General features: G+C 56.9%; 15 protein-coding genes and 1 pseudogene. 9 read left to right on the forward strand and 7 right to left on the reverse strand.

The features are described from left to right. Positions 1-45: 45 nt before the first annotated feature. Positions 46-1562, reverse strand: a protein-coding gene (locus tag BLP95_RS15430) for an IS3 family transposase (protein ID WP_089678271.1) whose coding sequence is annotated in 2 segments (ribosomal slippage) — positions 46-1125 and positions 1128-1562 — 1515 coding nt in all. Because the reading frame shifts where the segments join, the coding sequence is not laid out codon by codon here. Positions 1563-1966: 404 nt separating this feature from the next. Here BLP95_RS15430 and BLP95_RS15435 point away from each other — a divergent pair. Further along, on the forward strand, positions 1967-2341 hold the full coding sequence (locus BLP95_RS15435; RefSeq protein WP_089680891.1) for a histone-like nucleoid-structuring protein, MvaT/MvaU family: 375 nt from the start codon (positions 1967-1969) through the stop codon (positions 2339-2341). An 86-nt stretch (positions 2342-2427) separates the two neighbouring features. Here BLP95_RS15435 and BLP95_RS15440 read toward each other — a convergent pair whose 3' ends face one another. The 4 genes from BLP95_RS15440 to BLP95_RS15450 all read right to left on the reverse strand — a co-directional run bounded on the left by BLP95_RS15440 (position 2428) and on the right by BLP95_RS15450 (position 6886). After that, positions 2428-3201, reverse strand: coding sequence for a nuclease-related domain-containing protein (locus tag BLP95_RS15440; protein WP_089680893.1), 774 nt, complete (start codon positions 3199-3201; stop codon positions 2428-2430). 880 nt (positions 3202-4081) lie between these two features. Next, the gene (locus BLP95_RS16770; RefSeq protein ID WP_143004438.1) at positions 4082-5131 is read right to left on the reverse strand and encodes a hypothetical protein; all 1050 of its coding nucleotides are present in this window, start codon (positions 5129-5131) and stop codon (positions 4082-4084) included. A 148-nt stretch (positions 5132-5279) separates the two neighbouring features. Then, the gene (locus BLP95_RS15445; protein WP_089680895.1) at positions 5280-6275 is read right to left on the reverse strand and encodes a DUF262 domain-containing protein; all 996 of its coding nucleotides are present in this window, start codon (positions 6273-6275) and stop codon (positions 5280-5282) included. Next, the gene (locus tag BLP95_RS15450; protein WP_089680897.1) at positions 6272-6886 is read right to left on the reverse strand and encodes a hypothetical protein; all 615 of its coding nucleotides are present in this window, start codon (positions 6884-6886) and stop codon (positions 6272-6274) included. Before BLP95_RS15450 ends, BLP95_RS15445 begins: the two co-directional genes overlap by 4 nt. 330 nt (positions 6887-7216) lie before the next feature. Between BLP95_RS15450 and BLP95_RS15455 the strand changes: the two genes are divergently transcribed. Both BLP95_RS15455 and BLP95_RS15460 read left to right on the forward strand, forming a co-directional pair. Further along, positions 7217-7657, forward strand: coding sequence for a LexA family protein (locus BLP95_RS15455; RefSeq protein WP_089680899.1), 441 nt, complete (start codon positions 7217-7219; stop codon positions 7655-7657). Positions 7658-7659: 2 nt separating this feature from the next. Beyond that, positions 7660-8094: pseudogene (locus BLP95_RS15460) on the forward strand (Y-family DNA polymerase); the annotation flags it as partial. Positions 8095-8294: 200 nt separating this feature from the next. Here the strand turns inward: BLP95_RS15460 and BLP95_RS15465 are convergent. Next, on the reverse strand, positions 8295-9677 hold the full coding sequence (locus BLP95_RS15465; RefSeq protein ID WP_241697515.1) for a DegQ family serine endoprotease: 1383 nt from the start codon (positions 9675-9677) through the stop codon (positions 8295-8297). A 207-nt stretch (positions 9678-9884) separates the two neighbouring features. On the opposite strand from BLP95_RS15465, the gene BLP95_RS15470 reads away from it, so the two are divergent. The 4 genes from BLP95_RS15470 (at position 9885) to BLP95_RS15485 (ending at position 13724) form a co-directional block, all read left to right on the forward strand. Further along, a complete protein-coding gene (locus BLP95_RS15470) occupies positions 9885-10799 on the forward strand; it encodes a cation diffusion facilitator family transporter (RefSeq protein ID WP_089680903.1) in 915 nt (304 codons plus the stop codon). A gap of 101 nt (positions 10800-10900) precedes the next feature. Beyond that, entirely contained in the window at positions 10901-11578 is a 678-nt protein-coding gene (locus tag BLP95_RS15475) for a DsbA family protein (RefSeq protein WP_089680905.1), read from the forward strand. 182 nt (positions 11579-11760) lie between these two features. Next, a complete protein-coding gene (locus tag BLP95_RS15480; protein ID WP_176475857.1) occupies positions 11761-12834 on the forward strand; it encodes a M23 family metallopeptidase in 1074 nt (357 codons plus the stop codon). A gap of 107 nt (positions 12835-12941) precedes the next feature. After that, complete coding sequence (locus tag BLP95_RS15485; RefSeq protein ID WP_089680909.1) at positions 12942-13724, forward strand: ZIP family metal transporter; 783 nt, start codon at positions 12942-12944, stop codon at positions 13722-13724. A gap of 21 nt (positions 13725-13745) precedes the next feature. On the opposite strand, the gene BLP95_RS15490 is transcribed toward BLP95_RS15485, so the two are convergent. After that, the gene (locus BLP95_RS15490) at positions 13746-14204 is read right to left on the reverse strand and encodes a MerR family transcriptional regulator (protein ID WP_089680911.1); all 459 of its coding nucleotides are present in this window, start codon (positions 14202-14204) and stop codon (positions 13746-13748) included. Between the two features lie 84 nt (positions 14205-14288). On the opposite strand from BLP95_RS15490, the gene BLP95_RS15495 reads away from it, so the two are divergent. Continuing rightward, the gene (locus tag BLP95_RS15495; protein ID WP_089680913.1) at positions 14289-16484 is read left to right on the forward strand and encodes a heavy metal translocating P-type ATPase; all 2196 of its coding nucleotides are present in this window, start codon (positions 14289-14291) and stop codon (positions 16482-16484) included. A 17-nt stretch (positions 16485-16501) separates the two neighbouring features. Next, positions 16502-16984 carry a signal peptidase II gene (lspA, locus tag BLP95_RS15500; protein ID WP_023007119.1) on the forward strand — a complete coding sequence of 161 codons (483 nt, stop codon included), beginning with the start codon at positions 16502-16504 and terminating at the stop codon, positions 16982-16984. Position 16985: the final 1 nt, after the last annotated feature.

A 16985-nucleotide genomic window follows, 5' to 3' on the forward strand; every position in this document is an offset into this window, starting at 1 on the left:
CCGGAGTCTGTCAACATAGTTGCCATATAAAATGACTTCAGCTCTTTAAAATCCTGCGGCCTGTGGCACTGGGTCCCGTTCGGGATTTAGGTGCACTACATCCGGCAGGCTGAGTTTCCGGATGTCACCTGACCACCGTTCCGGGTGGCGCTGCTTCGCGGCTTCAAAAACCTCTCGGCGCTGCGTCAGAATGCCTTTTGCCTCGCCGTTATGACGCTGGCTCGGCGTGACGTAGCGCAGGGCGCTGTGCCGGTGCTCATGGTTGTACCACTCGGTGAATTGCTGGACCCAGTCTTGTGCCTCGGCCAGTGTGGCGAAGCCGTCGGCGGGGAACCCCGGCCGGTACTTCAGTGTCTTGAAGGCCGACTCGGCGAAGGCGTTGTCGTTGCTGACCCTTGGCCGGCTGTACGACGGGGTGATGCCCAGATCGTAGAGCTTTTCCAGGAAGGTCGCCGCCTTCATCGGGCTGCCGTTATCGGAATGCAAAATCAAAGGCTTGTGACGATCGGTGAGGTGCTCTCGCCAGCAGGCCTTCTGGATCAGCTCGGCGGCCAGCTCGCCGGTCTCGGTTTCATAGACCTCGTGCCCAACGATCTTGCGGCTGAAGACGTCCATGATCAGGTACAGGTACCACCAGGTACCGCGTGCAGGGCCCGGCAACCAGCTGATATCCCAGCACCAAAGCCGGTTTGGCGCTGTGGCCTGGTGCGTGGTCGGCGGTCGCTTGCGCTGTGGGGCCTGCTGTCGGCCCCGATGGTGTTGCTGGTCATATTCATGAAGCACTCGGTACATCGTCGACTCAGAGGCCAGGTAGTGGCCCTTGTCCGCCTGATCGGCCACGATGAAGGCGGGAGGGCGGCTCCGATACTCCGGGGCGTTGCACAGCGCCACAACAGCCTCTCGTTCCTCGGGCGACAGCTTGTTGGCCGGCTCCGGGCGATCGGCGTCGGGGCGGCGATCCGCCGTCACCTCGCCTTCCGCAACCCAGCGGTAATAGGTTCGCACATGGATGCCCATCACCTGACAGGCCTTGGCCAGCCGAGCACCGTCACGCTGGGCGTCTTGCACCAGAGTCACGATACGCTGGCGATCCGGGAGGCTGGTCAGTCGTCCTCGTCGTTGGTCGTGCCCCAGATCGCCTCGGCTTTTTTTGACAGGGCCAACAGCGCCGCCGTCTCGGCCAGGGCCTTGTCCTTGCGGTGCAGCTCGCGCTCCAGCTTACGGAGCCGCTTCTGCTCCGCCTTACGCGCCTGTCGAAGCTGCTTGGCCTGCGCTGCCGCATCGTCGTTGGCGTTCATGCAGGCATCCCGCCAGGCCTCCACCTGCTCGGGGTAGAGCCCGCGCTCGCGGCAGTAGGCGCTGACTTCAGCCTCGTTCATCGGAGCTGTCTCCAGGACGATCTGGAACTTCTCCTGACTGGTCCACTGATCTGGCTGGGTAGAACGTGATGGCAAAACCTGTCCTCGTGCTCTGGCCTGTTTCCGCCAATTGTAGAGGGTTGTTGCTGTGATGCCTTCCTGCGCGGCCAGTTCCGGGATGGTCATGCTCATGGGCGGTGCCATCTTCTTGAGGATGGCTTCCTTACGCTCTGCGGGGTAACGCACGTTGATCACCTCTCAATCGGTTTAGGTGACAACTACCTTGACGCATAGGGAGCCCCTCAAGTTACCCCCCCCTAGCTGTCACCGATGGCAAGAACATCGATGCTCCAGCCCAACGCCCGGGTCAACAAAATCTCACTATTGTGCCCCAGCAGTATGCTGCAAAGCCTAAGATAAATTAATCCAATCGGCGCTAAAACGATGATTCCAAGCAAAGACATTAGGAAGCAAGCTTTTTACACGATGCAGTCTATTGAATAGCCAGCCAATCAAGAATAAGATTGTTGATAGTAAGATCATGCCGTGACCAAGAACCAAGGTAACGGACAACTCCCAAAACTGAGCACAACTCGTAGAGATACACTATGTCACTGCTATACACCTACATGCAGAAAGAGCAGCAACTCAAGCAGCTTCAAGATGAGCTAGACAAGCTGAAGAATGACGAACGCCTTAAGACCGAACTCGACTTCAAGAACCATCTTGAAACCCTGATGCGCGAGTTCGATAAGTCGGCGTCCGACGTCATCAAGTTGCTCGATCCGACACCTACTGCCAACAAGTCATCAAGCAGCGCCAAGACCTCGGGTCGCGCCAAGCGCAAGCTCAAAATCTACGAGAACCCGAACACGGGTGAGGTAGTCGAAACCCGTGGCGGCAACCAGAAGACGCTGAAGGCATGGAAAGAAGAATTTGGGGCCGACACCGTAGAAAGCTGGCTGGTAAGAACTGAAGATTGAGATACGCACTCCTGCCCACTGGACTACCGGTGGGCAAGTCAGCTTTCGGCCAATATCAGCCAACCGCAAATCTATCGTCACCACAACTACCCAACCTCCTGCACCACCCTGCACTCCGGGTAACCAGAACACCCCCAGAACTGATTGCCAGCATTCTTACCCCTTTTGGATGTCCGCAATACCATGCTGCTTCCGCACTTGGGGCATTTTCGATGAGCATTAGGATCAGACCTAGTTTTAAGTTGTGCAACGTGTGTTCGGTGGGTCTCACGTGTGGGCGCAAGCCTGCCAGCCTGGATTTTCATGAAGGCCTCTTCAACCTCCGTCTCAGATAGAACGACCTCCTGAAACGACTTGATATAATTCACGTAACCACCGCCACGAGTGATGCTCTTCGGCATCCTGGTCTTTAGTTTCGCACTACCAGTAAACACCACAATAGAGTGAATGACTGCCGAAGGAACATCGAGGGCGCTCTCTAGAGTTTTTACATGCTTGTAGTTCTGGCGTAACGGATTCTGGAACCTGAATGACTTCCGATAAATCTTTTGGGTCCATTGTGCCTGATATTCGTCACCAAAGATCCAACCTTTCATATTTTTTGTTTCCACGACGAAGATCCCGAATCGGGACACAAAGATATGATCAATCTGAGTTGAGCCGTCCAGCGTAGGTAGGGTCACATTGTGGATCGGTTTGTATGTTTCCGCTGACAACCGAATCCTGGCGGCCGCTTTAACCAAAGCCTCTCCGAAAAAGCCCTTGAACCATGGTGATTTGATGAGACCAATCAGAATAGCTACGGGAATGACCCACCACAACGGCCCTAATACTTCATTTATGGATAAATAATGATCCATGGTTTATCTCACTGGAACATTTTTAACAAATAAATTCCGTTACGAATGCCTGTCATTTTGAGCGCCCTACCTTTAATGCTCCTCACTTTTTAACGCTCGATAGCGCGCGCATGCCTGATTGCGAGATTCCGCGCTTGCAGTTTTATCAAATGTAAGTCTACTGCATTTCCTTTTCGCCAGCTCAAGTGGAGAAGCTTTGCTGGAAGATGCAATAGAAGCTATTGTAGGCCGAAAAGAGCTAGATGCTGAGCAGTACATATTCTTCAGCTGATCATATCTAACACCACCTTCGTTATTTTCCTGAAGATATTGACATGCGTTGAAAAAATGATCTTTTGCCGCCAATGTGCATTTTGAGAACTCGTCAATACGTTCTCTTTTATCTGCACAGACAGAGTCAACCCGTATACGCCACATCTGGTGCTGATACGAGATGAGCTGATCGTTATGATCAACTACGACAGATTTCACCTCAGTTCCCACGGACTCTTGTATGTGATTGCTTACAGCACTTGAAGTGCTATCCAGTAACGCTGCGAACAGGGCTGAAATGGGGTCCATGTGTTCCTCTATCTTAATTCCTAACTGTGCATGCTCTGCTATGCAATGAGCGCGAATACCACCCTGCCTGCTCACGCTTATTATATCGCCATCTTCTATTATATTTTCATCAGTATAAGCTGAAATTCGTCATTCGGCCAGGAGCGGACGATAAGCGAGAACTAATTTTACGCCAGCCATCAACTGCGCGAGCTTCGAGCGTCGACTGGATGAATTTATTATCTTATTAAATCTTCAATGCCTTCTAGGGGAAAACACTGTTTGAATCCCGCCGCCGATGGCTGGCAGGCAACTGTGGCGGGATTCAAACAGTGTTTTCCTAACTCTGTATTGTTGGCACCTTAAACCAAACTTTGCCTTTGTCTGTATTATATATGTCATAGATCACGCCATGGCCAAAACCCCCGCTTTGTCTGCCCCGCACCTCGTAACCTTCCTTTTCGAGAAACTCGTAGCAAAGGCTCATCGCCTCAAACGCAGTCCGTGCCTTGCGGAAGAAGTAAGCTGTTTCCTTAGACTTACCATTGCCATCCGGATTCGGGGCCTTAATCGAGAATACGTTACTAATTTTTGCCCCCCTAGCACAGCATAGCTCAAACAAGTTATTAATTTTGACAAATATAGTGCCGTGCTCTACGCCACGGTCTCTTAAAAACAACATGCAGAGAGTGCAATATCGCCGTAGGCGATCAAGAGTTTCCCGATGGTATGCTTCGGGTGGATTCAAACGCCCACTTGCAAGCTGGCCTGTTGAAACCAACGCGTTACTGCCATGGTTGGGATGAACGTACTCACACAGAAAATCATACACATCTTCAATGTCTGAGACTTCTTCTTTCAGTGTTTTTAGGCAGTCATTTACATGAAGAGCTTGCTCGTTTGATTCAGTGGCGACTTTCGGGCTTTTCCCATAGTAAGCCCTATATATGAAAGTTTCCGCTGTCTCAATAGCTTTAAATATTGCCTTTTCTTGCCCCTGTCCGCGCAGTCTCTCTTGTAGTTTCTCGAGCTCTTTTGCAATTGCAACCAATGTGGCCAAGTGCTCAACGAGAGCCCGGGCATTATTGGCAAGAGATATCGGATTTTTAGCCTCAATGGCGTGAATAAGTGCCTCACAAAGATAGTCGATCTTCCATTCACACACTTGAAAAAGGAAGAACCCTTTGTCCGCAATCGAGAACAGACGAAAAGCTATAGACTTAAGTGGCTCCTCTAGCTTATCAATTTTTTCAGTTGCGTTTGTACGCATCTGGCTCATCGCCTTATCGTACTCATCAAATGCTTGAAATGCCGCCCGCCGCTCACGGAAATCCTTTAACAAAAGGATTGCATTTTCAGCGGCATTGAAATTGACATTCGAATCACCCATATGCTCTCCGGCTAAAAATTTTCGCGCCGATTACGACGCCTTATGCCTTGGTTAACCGCCAGTGATGAGCGCAGCGTAGCACCAGTCGGCTTAACTTACTTGTTGGACATGCATTATGCCCAATCAAATTCAGAGACGCTAATTCTTCTCAACTGGCTCCTATAACATCGTTATCAAAAAACTTTGCCCTTACCACTCGTGCTTTTCTTCCATGGGTCGCTTGATACATATAAGCGTAATATTCACTATATTTCGATCCTGAATTATTTTTATTCTGAATTATATTATCCTCTAGTTCGTCCAACCTCCTCCTCAGGTCTTTTGGTAATCGAGCTAAATTTTTTGCTATTTCAACGACTAATGTAAAGAAATTTGACTTCCTCAGCCAGATAGAGTCAGGTTCCAGCTGCAAATCTTTTATGACAGCAAAAGTTTTTAGTATGGTTGCAATCATATGATCCTTATTTGGATATTCATCGTTAAACTCAGCAACTTTCGGCTCTACTTCTCTATCCTGTGCAAAGTAACCTCCATTTTCCAATGTTGCCATAACAAGGAGAATAAAATGCAGATCAGCCATGCGGGTAAATTCTGACTCTTTGAAAACACCGTATTCTTCAAGTCCTGCATGGTCAAGGATATTTCTAGCGGATTGAATGAACTGACCATCGTAAACCGCGTTATGGATCTCGATGTCTTCAAGCTTGAACTTAGTAAGATTTATTCGACGAAAAACTTCTCTTATAGTTTCATCAGAAACCTTCCCAATATCTCGCATTACAACTTGATAGGACAATAATTCATGCTTTTGCTCATCTGATAAGGAGTCATATACTGGAACCTTTGTCAGAGGCTTGTCATGATCCCCCTCAATATACTTTTTTATTGTCGTTAACCTTTGCTGTCCATCAATTACATGGCGAGTTGTTTTCAATCTTTTTATATCAACCTCGCCTTCACAGACGTAAATTTCGGGGAACGGATAGCCGTGAAGTATCGTGTCGATGAACTCCTCTTGGTGTTCATGCGTCCAAACAAACTTCCGTTGGAAGGCTGGCCTCAATATCAATCTTTCTGAACTGACATCTTCATATATATCTGCGATTGTTGGGTTTGTCACCGAAGGCTTTATTTGTTGCGTCATTTTTTCAACTCCACAATCGCTTTAGAGCGAGCCGACCTAAGCCCACCAACCAAATACTGCTCGAGATAATAATAACTTTTAAATACACCTGCCGCAACCTTGTAATCACCTACTTCGGATTTCCCATATGACAAAGAATCAAAAAACTCAAACCAGCCAGCTTTTAACTCTTTTGCCTTAAATGACAAAGGCAACTTATCAGGCCTAATCCACCCAATAGCGGCATATTCTAAAAATTCATGATACATGGCAAGCTCCCTCTCATCGACGGCCCGTCGGGAACGTCTAAGGTCAACTTGAAATTTATAAATATGGCCCATCATGCTTTCAAACAAAGAAGGAGATATTATTGCTATATCAACGTCAGAATCGTAAGAAAACTCAGTACCTTTATGTGGACTGAAACCTAATTTTGCCGACCCGGTGATGAAAATCTCGTGGAAAGACACATGGAGGCCACAAGCTATTTTTTTCCTAAACTCATAAAGCTCTTCTTCTCGCGCATGAAATATATAAGGAGTACCGTGAAGAACCCATTTTCGACAGAAATCCAGCAAACCTTCGTCATTTTTAATTTCTACTAGGGTAGCATTAAATTCTTCTAAATCCATACTCCCTCATCATATTTATTGATATGCATTCTTATTTCACCATATGCCCAATATGTCTTAAATAGCACGCTTATGATTGGATGAACGTACCATATGCATTCGCTGGAATGACTGCTTTGGGTCGTGAGCTGACATACCACCGGAACCAGTAAAGGGCTTTTACATTGGCGGGTATGAGGTTCCATTTCGCATTCCCTTGCTATGCCTAATCCTCAGTCAGGTTAGCAGTATCATGCTGAGCCTGCTCGCGACCTTCGTGGTGCATGGGCTTGGCAGGCCGCGCCTCCTGCTTGATACTGTATAAATATCAGGTATCGGAAGGAGCCCACCATGCCACACGCCAAATTCACCCCCGCGGATCCGGCACCGCCGCCTATGGCATTGCCACACCCCCTCGCGCGGACGCGGGCCGGGATCTCTGGCTTCCCGAGCCCGGCCCAGGACTACGAGGGGCGGACCCTGGACCTCAACGAGCGCCTGGTGAAGCGACCCTCGGCCAGCTTCTTCATGACCGTCACCGGCGACAGCATGGACTCCCTGGGTATCCACGACGGCGACCTGCTGCTGATCGATCGTTCTATCGAACCCCGGCCAGGCCACATCCTGGTGGCGCTCGTAGAGGGCGAGATCACCGTAAAGCGCTACCAGCTGAAGGGGCGGCAGCCCTATCTCTGCTCGGCGAACCCGGCCTATCCGCCTATCCCGCTGGAGGACCTCGACTGCCAGATATGGGGCGTGGTGCGTTCGGTAATCCACGAGTACCCGGTGTAGCCATGATCGGCCTGATCGACTGCAACAACTTCTACGTCAGCTGCGAGCGGGTCTTCCAGCCCCGGCTGGAGGGGCTGCCGGTCGGTGTGCTGTCGAACAACGATGGCTGCGTGATCGCCCGCTCCAACGAGCTCAAGGCGCTGGGAGTAGAGATGGGCACCCCGGCCTTCGAGCTGAAGGCGCTGCTGCGGCAGGGGCGCATCCACCTGCTCTCCTCCAACTACGAGCTGTATGGCGATATGTCGGCCCGTGTTCAGTCTGTGCTGGAGGAGTTCTCCGCCGGCGTGGAGCCCTACTCGATCGACGAGATGTTCGTGCGCTTCGACGGCTTTGGCCACGACCAGCTGCTGGCCCACTGCCGGGAGCTTCACTGCAAGGTGCGGCGATTCACCGGCATTCCGGTGAGCGTCGGGGTGGCCCCCACACGGACCCTGGCCTTATCCGTAGAAACGCAAACTTGACTAAAAGCTCTATCAAGTATGTGTCCTGACTTGTGCAAGTAGTGATATTCACTAGAACCTCAAGCCCAGCCCGTTCACCCGGCAAAGCAAAACAACTGCGTCACTTCCTTGGTGAAAGTCTGAGCGCTGAGCTTGAGCCCCTCCACTATGGTCTGGTAGGGAAACAGTGATCTTGCTCAGTCACCATTGCCCACTCGCAGGGCCACGAAGTAGGCACGGCCGTCGCGGTTGAGCAGAACCGGCACCGTTTGGTCGTCCGGCAGGTTGGTCAGCAACTCCGTCAGCTGTTGCGGGCTCTCTATCGGTTGCTGGCCCAGGCTGACCAGCACATCGCCGGGGCGAATGCCAGCGGCAGCGGCATGGCCGGTCGGATCGACCTTGGCGATGCGCACCCCGTGATCAATGCCAAGCCGGCGCTGTTCCATGCTACTCAGCGGCTGAACCACGATCCCGAGGCGCACCGGGTCGCCATCGGATTGCTCGGGGCCGGCATTCGGCCACTCGCCGACCTCTAACGTGATGCGCTCTCGCTGGCCATCGCGCAACACTCTGAGGTCGACCTCCTCACCAGGACTCGTCTGACCGACCAGGCGCGGCAGCGTGGTGGAGTGGTCTACTTCCTGACTGTTGACTTCGAGAATGACATCACCTGCCTTGATCCCGCCTTCCGCCGCAGGGCTGCCGGGCTCGACCTGGGCGATCAGGGCACCCTCGGCCTGTTCCATGCCGAAGGACTCCGCCAGGTCCTTTGACACCGGCTGTATGCTGACGCCCAGCCAGCCGCGGCTCACATAGCCCTCTTCGCGCAGCTGGTTGGCCACGTCCAGCGCCACATCGATGGGAATGGCGAAGGAGAGGCCCATGTAGCCGCCGCTGCGGGTCAGAATCTGGGAGTTGATGCCCACAACCTCGCCATCAAGGTTGAACAGTGGACCGCCGGAGTTGCCAGGGTTGATCGCCACGTCGGTCTGGATGAAGGGAACGTAGACGTCCTGGGGCAGAGTGCGGTTGATAGCGCTGATGATGCCGGAGGTCACCGAGTGGTCGAAGCCGAAGGGGGAACCGATGGCGGCGACCCACTGGCCGACTTGAAGGTCGTCGGAGTTGCCCAGCTCCAGGGTAGGCAGGTTGTCGGTGTCGACCTTGAGCACCGCCACATCGGTCTTCTCGTCGGCCCCCACGAGCTCGGCCTCGAGTTCGCGACGGTCGTTGAGTCGCACCAGGATCTTGTCGGCGCCCTTGACCACGTGGGCGTTGGTCATGATGTAGCCGTCTTCATCGAAGATGAAGCCCGATCCCAGTGACTGACGTGGCTCCTCATTGCGATTGGGCGCACCGCCGGGTGGCATCGGGATGCGGTCGCCGAAGAACTCTTGAAAGATCTCTGGCACCTCCTGCCCCTCAAACTGCCGAGAGGACGTCATGGACCTCTCGACCTCCCGTGAGGTGGAGATGTTGACGACGGCTGGCGCGGCCTTGTCGACCAGCGCTGTGAAGTCTGGCAGCCGTGGCTCGGCGAGGACTGGCGTCGACAGCATCAAGAGTAAAGCTAGGCTCATCAGCCAGGTGTGCGAGTGAGGCTTGGGTATCACAATGAGCTCCTTCCGGGGCATGGGAGATGGTAACCATGTCTGGTACAGCGCCCACTATGCAAAGTTCCACCACGCCTAGCCCTGGCTCGGCATTCATTATAATTCGAGCTTGAACCTTGAGTTGGTATAGGTTTTATACTGCCGTGTCATCAGGTGACACCACAAGGATGACGCATGGGACATCATCACGATCATCCCCATCTTGACCCCACCTCTGGTGACCGTCGGGTGAGCATTGCCATCTGGGCCAACGGGATATTGACCGTTGCTCAGATTGTTGGGGGTATCCTGGCCGGAAGCCTCGCGCTGATCGCGGATGCGCTGCATAATTTTTCCGACATGGCTGCCCTTGTCATTGCCTTTGCGGCCCGCAAGATCGCGAGGCGACCACCTGACTCTCAGATGACGTTTGGCTATGGACGAATCGAGATTGTCGCTGCGCTGATCAACTACACGACCCTCATTCTTGTTGGGCTTTATCTAATTTATGAAGGCGTCATGCGCATGATCGATCCGCCAGAGATTCAGGGCTGGATAGTCGTCATCATCGGCATTGTCGCTCTTCTTGTCGACGCGCTAACGGCCTTGCTCACCTGGTCGATGCAAAAACATAGTGTCAACATTCGGGCTCTCTTCCTGCACAACCTGTCTGATGCGTTTGCGTCCATCGCGGTGATCATTGGGGGCTCGCTGATTCTGCTTTACGATATGCGCTGGGTAGACCCCGCGATTACGATCGGTATTGCACTCTATATTCTCTATCTTGCCTTTACGGAGATAGGTACCCCTATCCGGACACTGATGCTGGGCTCGCCACCCGATGTCGATGGTCAATCAGTCATTGATCTCCTGCGCAGCGTCGAAGGGGTTGAGGATGTGCATCATGTTCACCTATGGCAAATGCAGGAGAATACCGCCGCACTTGATTGCCACGTGGTGACGACGAGAGAAGGCTGGCAGCAGCTCGAGGCGATCAAGGCGGATATCAAGGCTCAACTGAAAGCGCGCTTTGACATTGGCCACTCCAGCTTGGAATTCGAGCATATTGATCATGCGCACGAGGGAGCCAATCTTTATGGGCATGGATGATACGCCACTATTCCCCGAATTAGGCACCCATCAGCGGTTGAGACCCACTCAGCAGTCCTCTGGTCGTGCTTTCCGCTTAACCATTTGAATTGGAGAAGTCAATGTACAAAAAAGCGACGTTTATCCTGGTTGGTGCGTTGATGCTGATCGCCCTTATCGTGATCGTAGCGAGACCCTCGCTGTTGGGCATGGGCGCCGAGGCGGCCAGCCAGGATGGCGCGCAGGCCGACAATTCGTTGGTGCGCTCACACTCGCCTGTTCTGGGGCCGGAAGAAGCGCCGGTGACCATCGTGGAGTTCTTCGACCCGGCCTGTGAGGCCTGCCGTGCCTTCTATCCGCTGACCAAGCGCATCCAGGAAGAGTATCCCGACCAAGTGCGGTTGGTGGTGCGCTACACGCCCTTCCACGGAGACGTGTCCGATACCGCCATTCGCGTGCTGGAAGTCGCCAGGCGCCAGGACGTCTTCCAGCCGGTGCTGGAGGCGTTGCTGGCCCGGCAGAGCCAGTGGGCGGCTCATGGCAGCTTCGATGAGGCCGCTATTCTGGATATCGCCAGCGAGGCCGGTCTGGACAGGGCTGCAGCAGAGGAACAACTTGACTCCCCCGAGGTACAAGCGGTCATTGACCAGGACAAGGAAGACGTCAAGGCCAACCAGATCCGCCAGACGCCGACCTTTTTCGTCAATGGTGAGCTGTTGGACCCCTTCGGCATGCAGGAACTGGTCGACGCCGTCAATCGTGAGGTGACCGAGGTCGCTGGCGAGGACGATGCGTCATGACACGGCGCTGGTTGCTGCTAGGATTGGTGGGTCTGGGCCCTCTGCTGGCCGAGGCCCATTGGCAAGAGAACACCTTGCTATCCCCGAGCGAACCGGCATCGACCAGGGCACAGGCTCTCACACAGAGGGGCTCAGCGCCCTTGGCCGTTCAGCCACCCGAGAGCGTCGCCCAGGAGCTAACCGTGGCGCCTGGGGATACCCTGAACGCACTGCTGCAGCAGCTTGGCGTGAATGCCGAGACGCGCACCCAAGCGTCGACATCGCTGGCGGAGAGGTTCGACCCAAGACGCTTGCGGCCTGGAGACCGTCTCACTGTCACCTCTCTGACGACCGGACAGCCGGTGTCGGTGGCCATCGAGCGTGACTCGGGTATTCAATACGTCGTTACGCTGGGGGAGCGGCCGTCGACGCGGATTGTCCCGCCTCGTCTCGACACCCTGACTCTGGGCCGTGAAGTGGACATCGAAACGTCACTTTATGCCGCCTTGGCGGCAGAGGGGATACCCACGCGTTTCGCCATGGACCTCGAGGTGCTGCTAGGCGGACTCATGGACACAGCCCGAGATATCTCGGGCGCGGAGCGCCTGCAGTTACTGTGGGAAGAGGATCGCCGAGAGGATGGCACGCGAGTCGGGCCTCCCCGTCTGACCTATATGGGATTGGCTGACCCGTCGGCACGACTGGAGATGGTATGGCCGACGGACCAGAGAGCCACCGTGATGCTTTTCAAGGACGGTAGCCTTGTGGAGACGAAGCGGTTCCCGGTGCTCGGCGCACGCCTGACGTCCGCCTTCGGCAATCGACGCCATCCCGTTTACGGTGGGGTACGTCGTCATGACGGCGTCGACCTTGCCGCCCCTCGCGGCACCCCAGTCATGGCGACGGCGCCGGGGCGGGTCTCCTTCGTCGGTCGCCGGGGAGGTTATGGTCGTGTCGTGGAGGTAGAGCACGAGATGGGCACTCTCAGTCGCTATACGCATCTCAGTCGCTTCGCCTCCGGCCTGTCGGTCGGGGACGCCATCAATGCCGGCGACACGCTGGGTGAAGTCGGGGCCTCCGGACTCACCACGGGGCCTAACCTGCACTACGAAGTGAGAGTGGGTGACCGTCCTGTCGATCCCCTGGAGGAGGGGCAGCGCATCATTCTGGGGGAGTCACCGACACCCCAGGATTATCGAAGCGTGCTCTTCGAGGCTCGTGGGCGTCTGCAAAAAGCCATCGGTACGTCCGGTCTGGTCGCCTTGGATAATCGATAGGCCGCCAGGCTGACTTGTTGTATGACACGCATCGGTGGCCATGTGATGGCTATCGTCGTGTGACTCAACATTCCCTGCAGTACCAATCCTCCAAAGTGGAAGGGTCTATGGAAGGTGTCTCTCCAGTCACGCTGGGGTTTTTGGGTAGTCTTGCCGCTGGTTCGATGACCGCGATCGGAGCGCTACCTATCCTGATCAGCAAGGCGCCCGATCGTGCCGTTCGCGACCTGGCACTCGGGTTCGCCGCCGGTGTCATGCTGGCGGCGTCCTTCTTTTCACTGATCATTCCCTCCCTGGAAGCCTCTGGACTGCGCTATGGCGGTAGCGTCTTGCCTGCCGCCATTGCCTGCGCGTCGATACTGATGGGGATTGGGCTGGTCGCCCTGCTGAATGAGCGACTCCCCCACGAGCATTTCGAGCAGGGACGTGAAGGGCCACAGGCGGCATCGCTGCGCCGAATCTGGTTGTTCATCATTGCCATCACGATCCACAACCTGCCAGAGGGTCTGGCGGTTGGCGTGGCCTTTGGCGCTGGGGGGCGTGAGGGTGGCCTTCCTCTCGCCATTGGTATCGGCCTGCAGAATGCACCGGAAGGCCTGGCGGTGGCGGTGGCACTGCTCGGTGAGGGCTATTCCCGCTGGCGGTCCTGGACCATTGCCTCTCTCACCGGACTGGTCGAGCCGTTAGGTGGCCTGCTGGGTGCGGGAGTCGTCAGCATGTCACAAGTGCTGCTCCCCTGGGGGCTGGCCTTCGCCGCCGGCGCCATGCTCTATGTCATCAGCCATGAGATCATTCCCGAGACCCACCGAAGCGGCCACCAGAACAAGGCAACGCTGGGGCTCTCGGTGGGATTGGTGCTCATGCTGTTTCTGGATGTCTCGCTGGGCTAGCATACCGATCCGTCCAGATGCCTATCCCAGGTCGTGAGCGCCTCCGTGGGCCTGGTCGCTGATACAAAGCTGATGATCGCTCAACACTTCGATGATCCGGCAGCTTTCGACCTTCCCCCCGGCACACTGGCTGACCATCCGTTTGAGCTCGTTACGCAGTGCGGAGAGCCGCTGCAACCGCGACTCGACCTCCTCCAGGTGGTGCTTGGCAATGGCGTCGACCTCCTGACACGGCATGTCGGGCTGGTCTGACATGGCCAGCAGTTCACGCACCGCTTCCACCGAGAAGCCGAAGTCCCGGGCATGGCGGATGAAGGTCAACCGCCTGACCGCTTCCTCTCCGTAGCGGCGTTGACCGCCCTCGGTACGTGTCGCGTCGCTCACCAGCCCGATGCTCTCGTAGTAGCGAACCGTTTCGGGCTTGCAGCCGGCACGCCGGGCCAGTTCGCCAATGCCGATTGCATCGCTCGTCTTCGCCATCCTGAAGCCCTCCTGAATGGCTTGAATCTATAGTTGCTACAAGGTTTATCCTTCAGAAGATAACCCATCGCCAGGAGTGTCACCATGGAAAATTCGACATCCACGGCAACGTCAGTGGGCTTCACGCTACGAGTCGAAGGCATGGACTGTGGTGGCTGCGAGCGCAAGGTCGAAGCCGCGCTGGGCCGCCTGGAGGGCATCGAGGCGGTATCGGCCAGTTCGGTGACCGGGTCGGTCACCGTACACCCCCAACCACACTCGGCCCCGTCTCACCAGACGATCGAACGGATCCTTAACGAGCTTGGCTACCGGCTTGCCGCCGATACCGAGAAGGATGGGTCAGATACCCCCCCAGCGCCCTGGTGGCAGACCGCGAAAGGACGCCTGGTGCTCGTCACGGGGGGCCTGCTGGCTCTGGCCTTGGTCCTTCGCATGACCTGGCCGGTACTGGGAGGCTGGCCCTTCGTCGCCGCCACCCTGGTGGGACTGGTGCCCATCGCACAGGGCGCCTGGGGCGCACTGAAGATGCGCAACCCCTTCACCATCGAGATGCTGATGAGCATCGCCGCCCTGGGCGCCCTGGCTATCGACGCCGCCGCCGAAGCGGCGGTGGTGGTCTTCCTGTTCGCCGTGGGCGAACTGCTGGAGGGCGTGGCCGCCTCACGGGCGCGACGCAGCATCTCGGCCCTGGCGGACCTGACGCCGTCCACGGCGAGGCTGATGGAGGATGGGGATACTCGTGAGGTCTCGGCCGCCTCGCTCACGCCTGGGCAGCGAGTCCTGGTGCGACCGGGCGACCGCGTGCCCTGCGATGGGCGTATTCTGACCGGCGAATCCGACCTGGATGAGTCACCGATCAACGGGGAGTCGGTGCCCCGCTCGCGTGCCCCGGGGGACGACGTCTTTGCCGGCACGGTCAACCTCGATGCCGCCCTGGAGGTGGAGGTAACCCGCGGCGCCGAGGACAACACCATCGCCCGTGTGATCCGCCTGGTGGAAGAGGCCCAGGCCGCCAAGGCGCCGGTGGCGCGCTTCATCGATCGCTTCGCGTTCTACTACATGCCGGCGGTGGTGGGGCTCGCCCTGCTGATGGCGGTGGTGCCGCCGCTGGTCTCGACCATGGCCTGGTCGGAATCGGTCTATCGCGCCCTGGCCTTGCTGTTGATCGCCTGCCCCTGTGCCCTGGTGATCTCGACCCCCGCGGCGATCGCTGCCGGCCTCTCGGCGGGCGCCCGGCGGGGCCTGCTGATCAAGGGCGGCGCGGTACTCGAACAGCTGGGCAAGCTGCGCACGGTGGCGTTGGACAAGACCGGCACCCTCACCGCCGGCACTCCCCGTGTCACCGACGTGGATGACTGGGCCACCGGCCAGGGCGAAAACGAGATCCTGAGGCTGGCAGCCGCGATGGAACGTGATTCTAGCCATCCCATCGCCACGGCCATCCTCGCCCATGCGCAGCAACAGGGCCTGTCGCTTCCCCTGGCCAGCGAGAGCCGCGCCCTGTCGGGCTTGGGCGTCGCCGGCCGGGTCGAGGGGCGCGAGCTGGGCCTGGTCACGCCTCGCCACCTGGCCGAGCGAGTCACGCTGGATCATGACCTGAACGTCCGGATCGCCGAGCTGGAGGGTGCCGGCAAGAGTCTCGCCCTGCTGGTCGAGAGCGAGCGTCCCCTGGGACTGATCGCCGTTCGCGATGAGCCGCGTGAGGACGCCCGGGAGGGGCTCGCCGCCCTGTCACGTCTCGGCGTCGAGGCCGTCATGCTCAGTGGTGACAATGCGCGTACCGCCGCTGCCATCGGTGGCTCGCTGGGCATCGAGGCCCATGGCGAGCTGATGCCCGAGGACAAGGCCCGGCGCGTGCAGCAATGGCAGGCCACCGGACGCGGGCCGGTCGGCAAGGTGGGCGACGGGATCAACGATGCCCCGGCACTGGCGGCGGCCGATGTCGGCATCGCCATGGGCGGCGGCACCGACGTGGCACTGGAAACGGCGGATGCGGCCCTGCTCAAGAACCGCGTCACCGGCATCGCCGAGCTGATCGACCTGTCTAGGGCCACGCTGCGCAACGTCAAGACCAACGTCGCCCTGGCGCTGGGCCTGAAGGCTATCTTCCTGGTGACCACGGCGCTGGGCATCACCGGCATGTGGATCGCGGTGATGGCGGATACCGGTGCCACCGTGCTGGTGACCCTGAACGCCATGCGGCTGCTGGGCTATCGCTTCTCACCAGGGACCGCCATGAGCGGCTCGGCAAGCCCGCGCTATCAGGCAGCCACGACATGACAACGAAACGGATAGCGATGGCGCCGCAGAGCCGCTACTGGTTGGCACTGGCCGTTATGGTCGGCCTGGCCGACCAGGTCATCAAGGGACTGGTGCAGGCGCTGATGCCGTATGGCCAGACCATCCCGCTGACCCCATTCTTCAACTGGGGTCACTGGTGGAACACGGGGGCGGCCTTCAGCTTCCTCGCCGATTCAGGTGGCTGGCAGCGCTACCTCTTCCTCTGCCTGACAGGAATAGCGGCTATCGTGCTGACGTTCCTGTTGTGCAGGCCCAGGCCCCGCCTGGAGGCGCTGGGGTACAGCTTGATGCTGGGTGGCGCGCTGGGTAATGGCATCGACCGCCTGGCGCGAGGGTATGTGGTCGACTACCTGGACATCTACTGGCGAGAGTGGCACTGGCCCGCCTTCAACCTGGCGGATATCGCCCTGTTCCTGGGGGTCATTACCTTTGCGATGGCGGCCTTGCATGAACGTCCCTCCCCCAGGTTGTCCGAGTGAC

Source organism: Halomonas shengliensis (genome assembly GCF_900104135.1).
Classification (GTDB): Bacteria; Pseudomonadota; Gammaproteobacteria; order Pseudomonadales; family Halomonadaceae; genus Halomonas; species Halomonas shengliensis.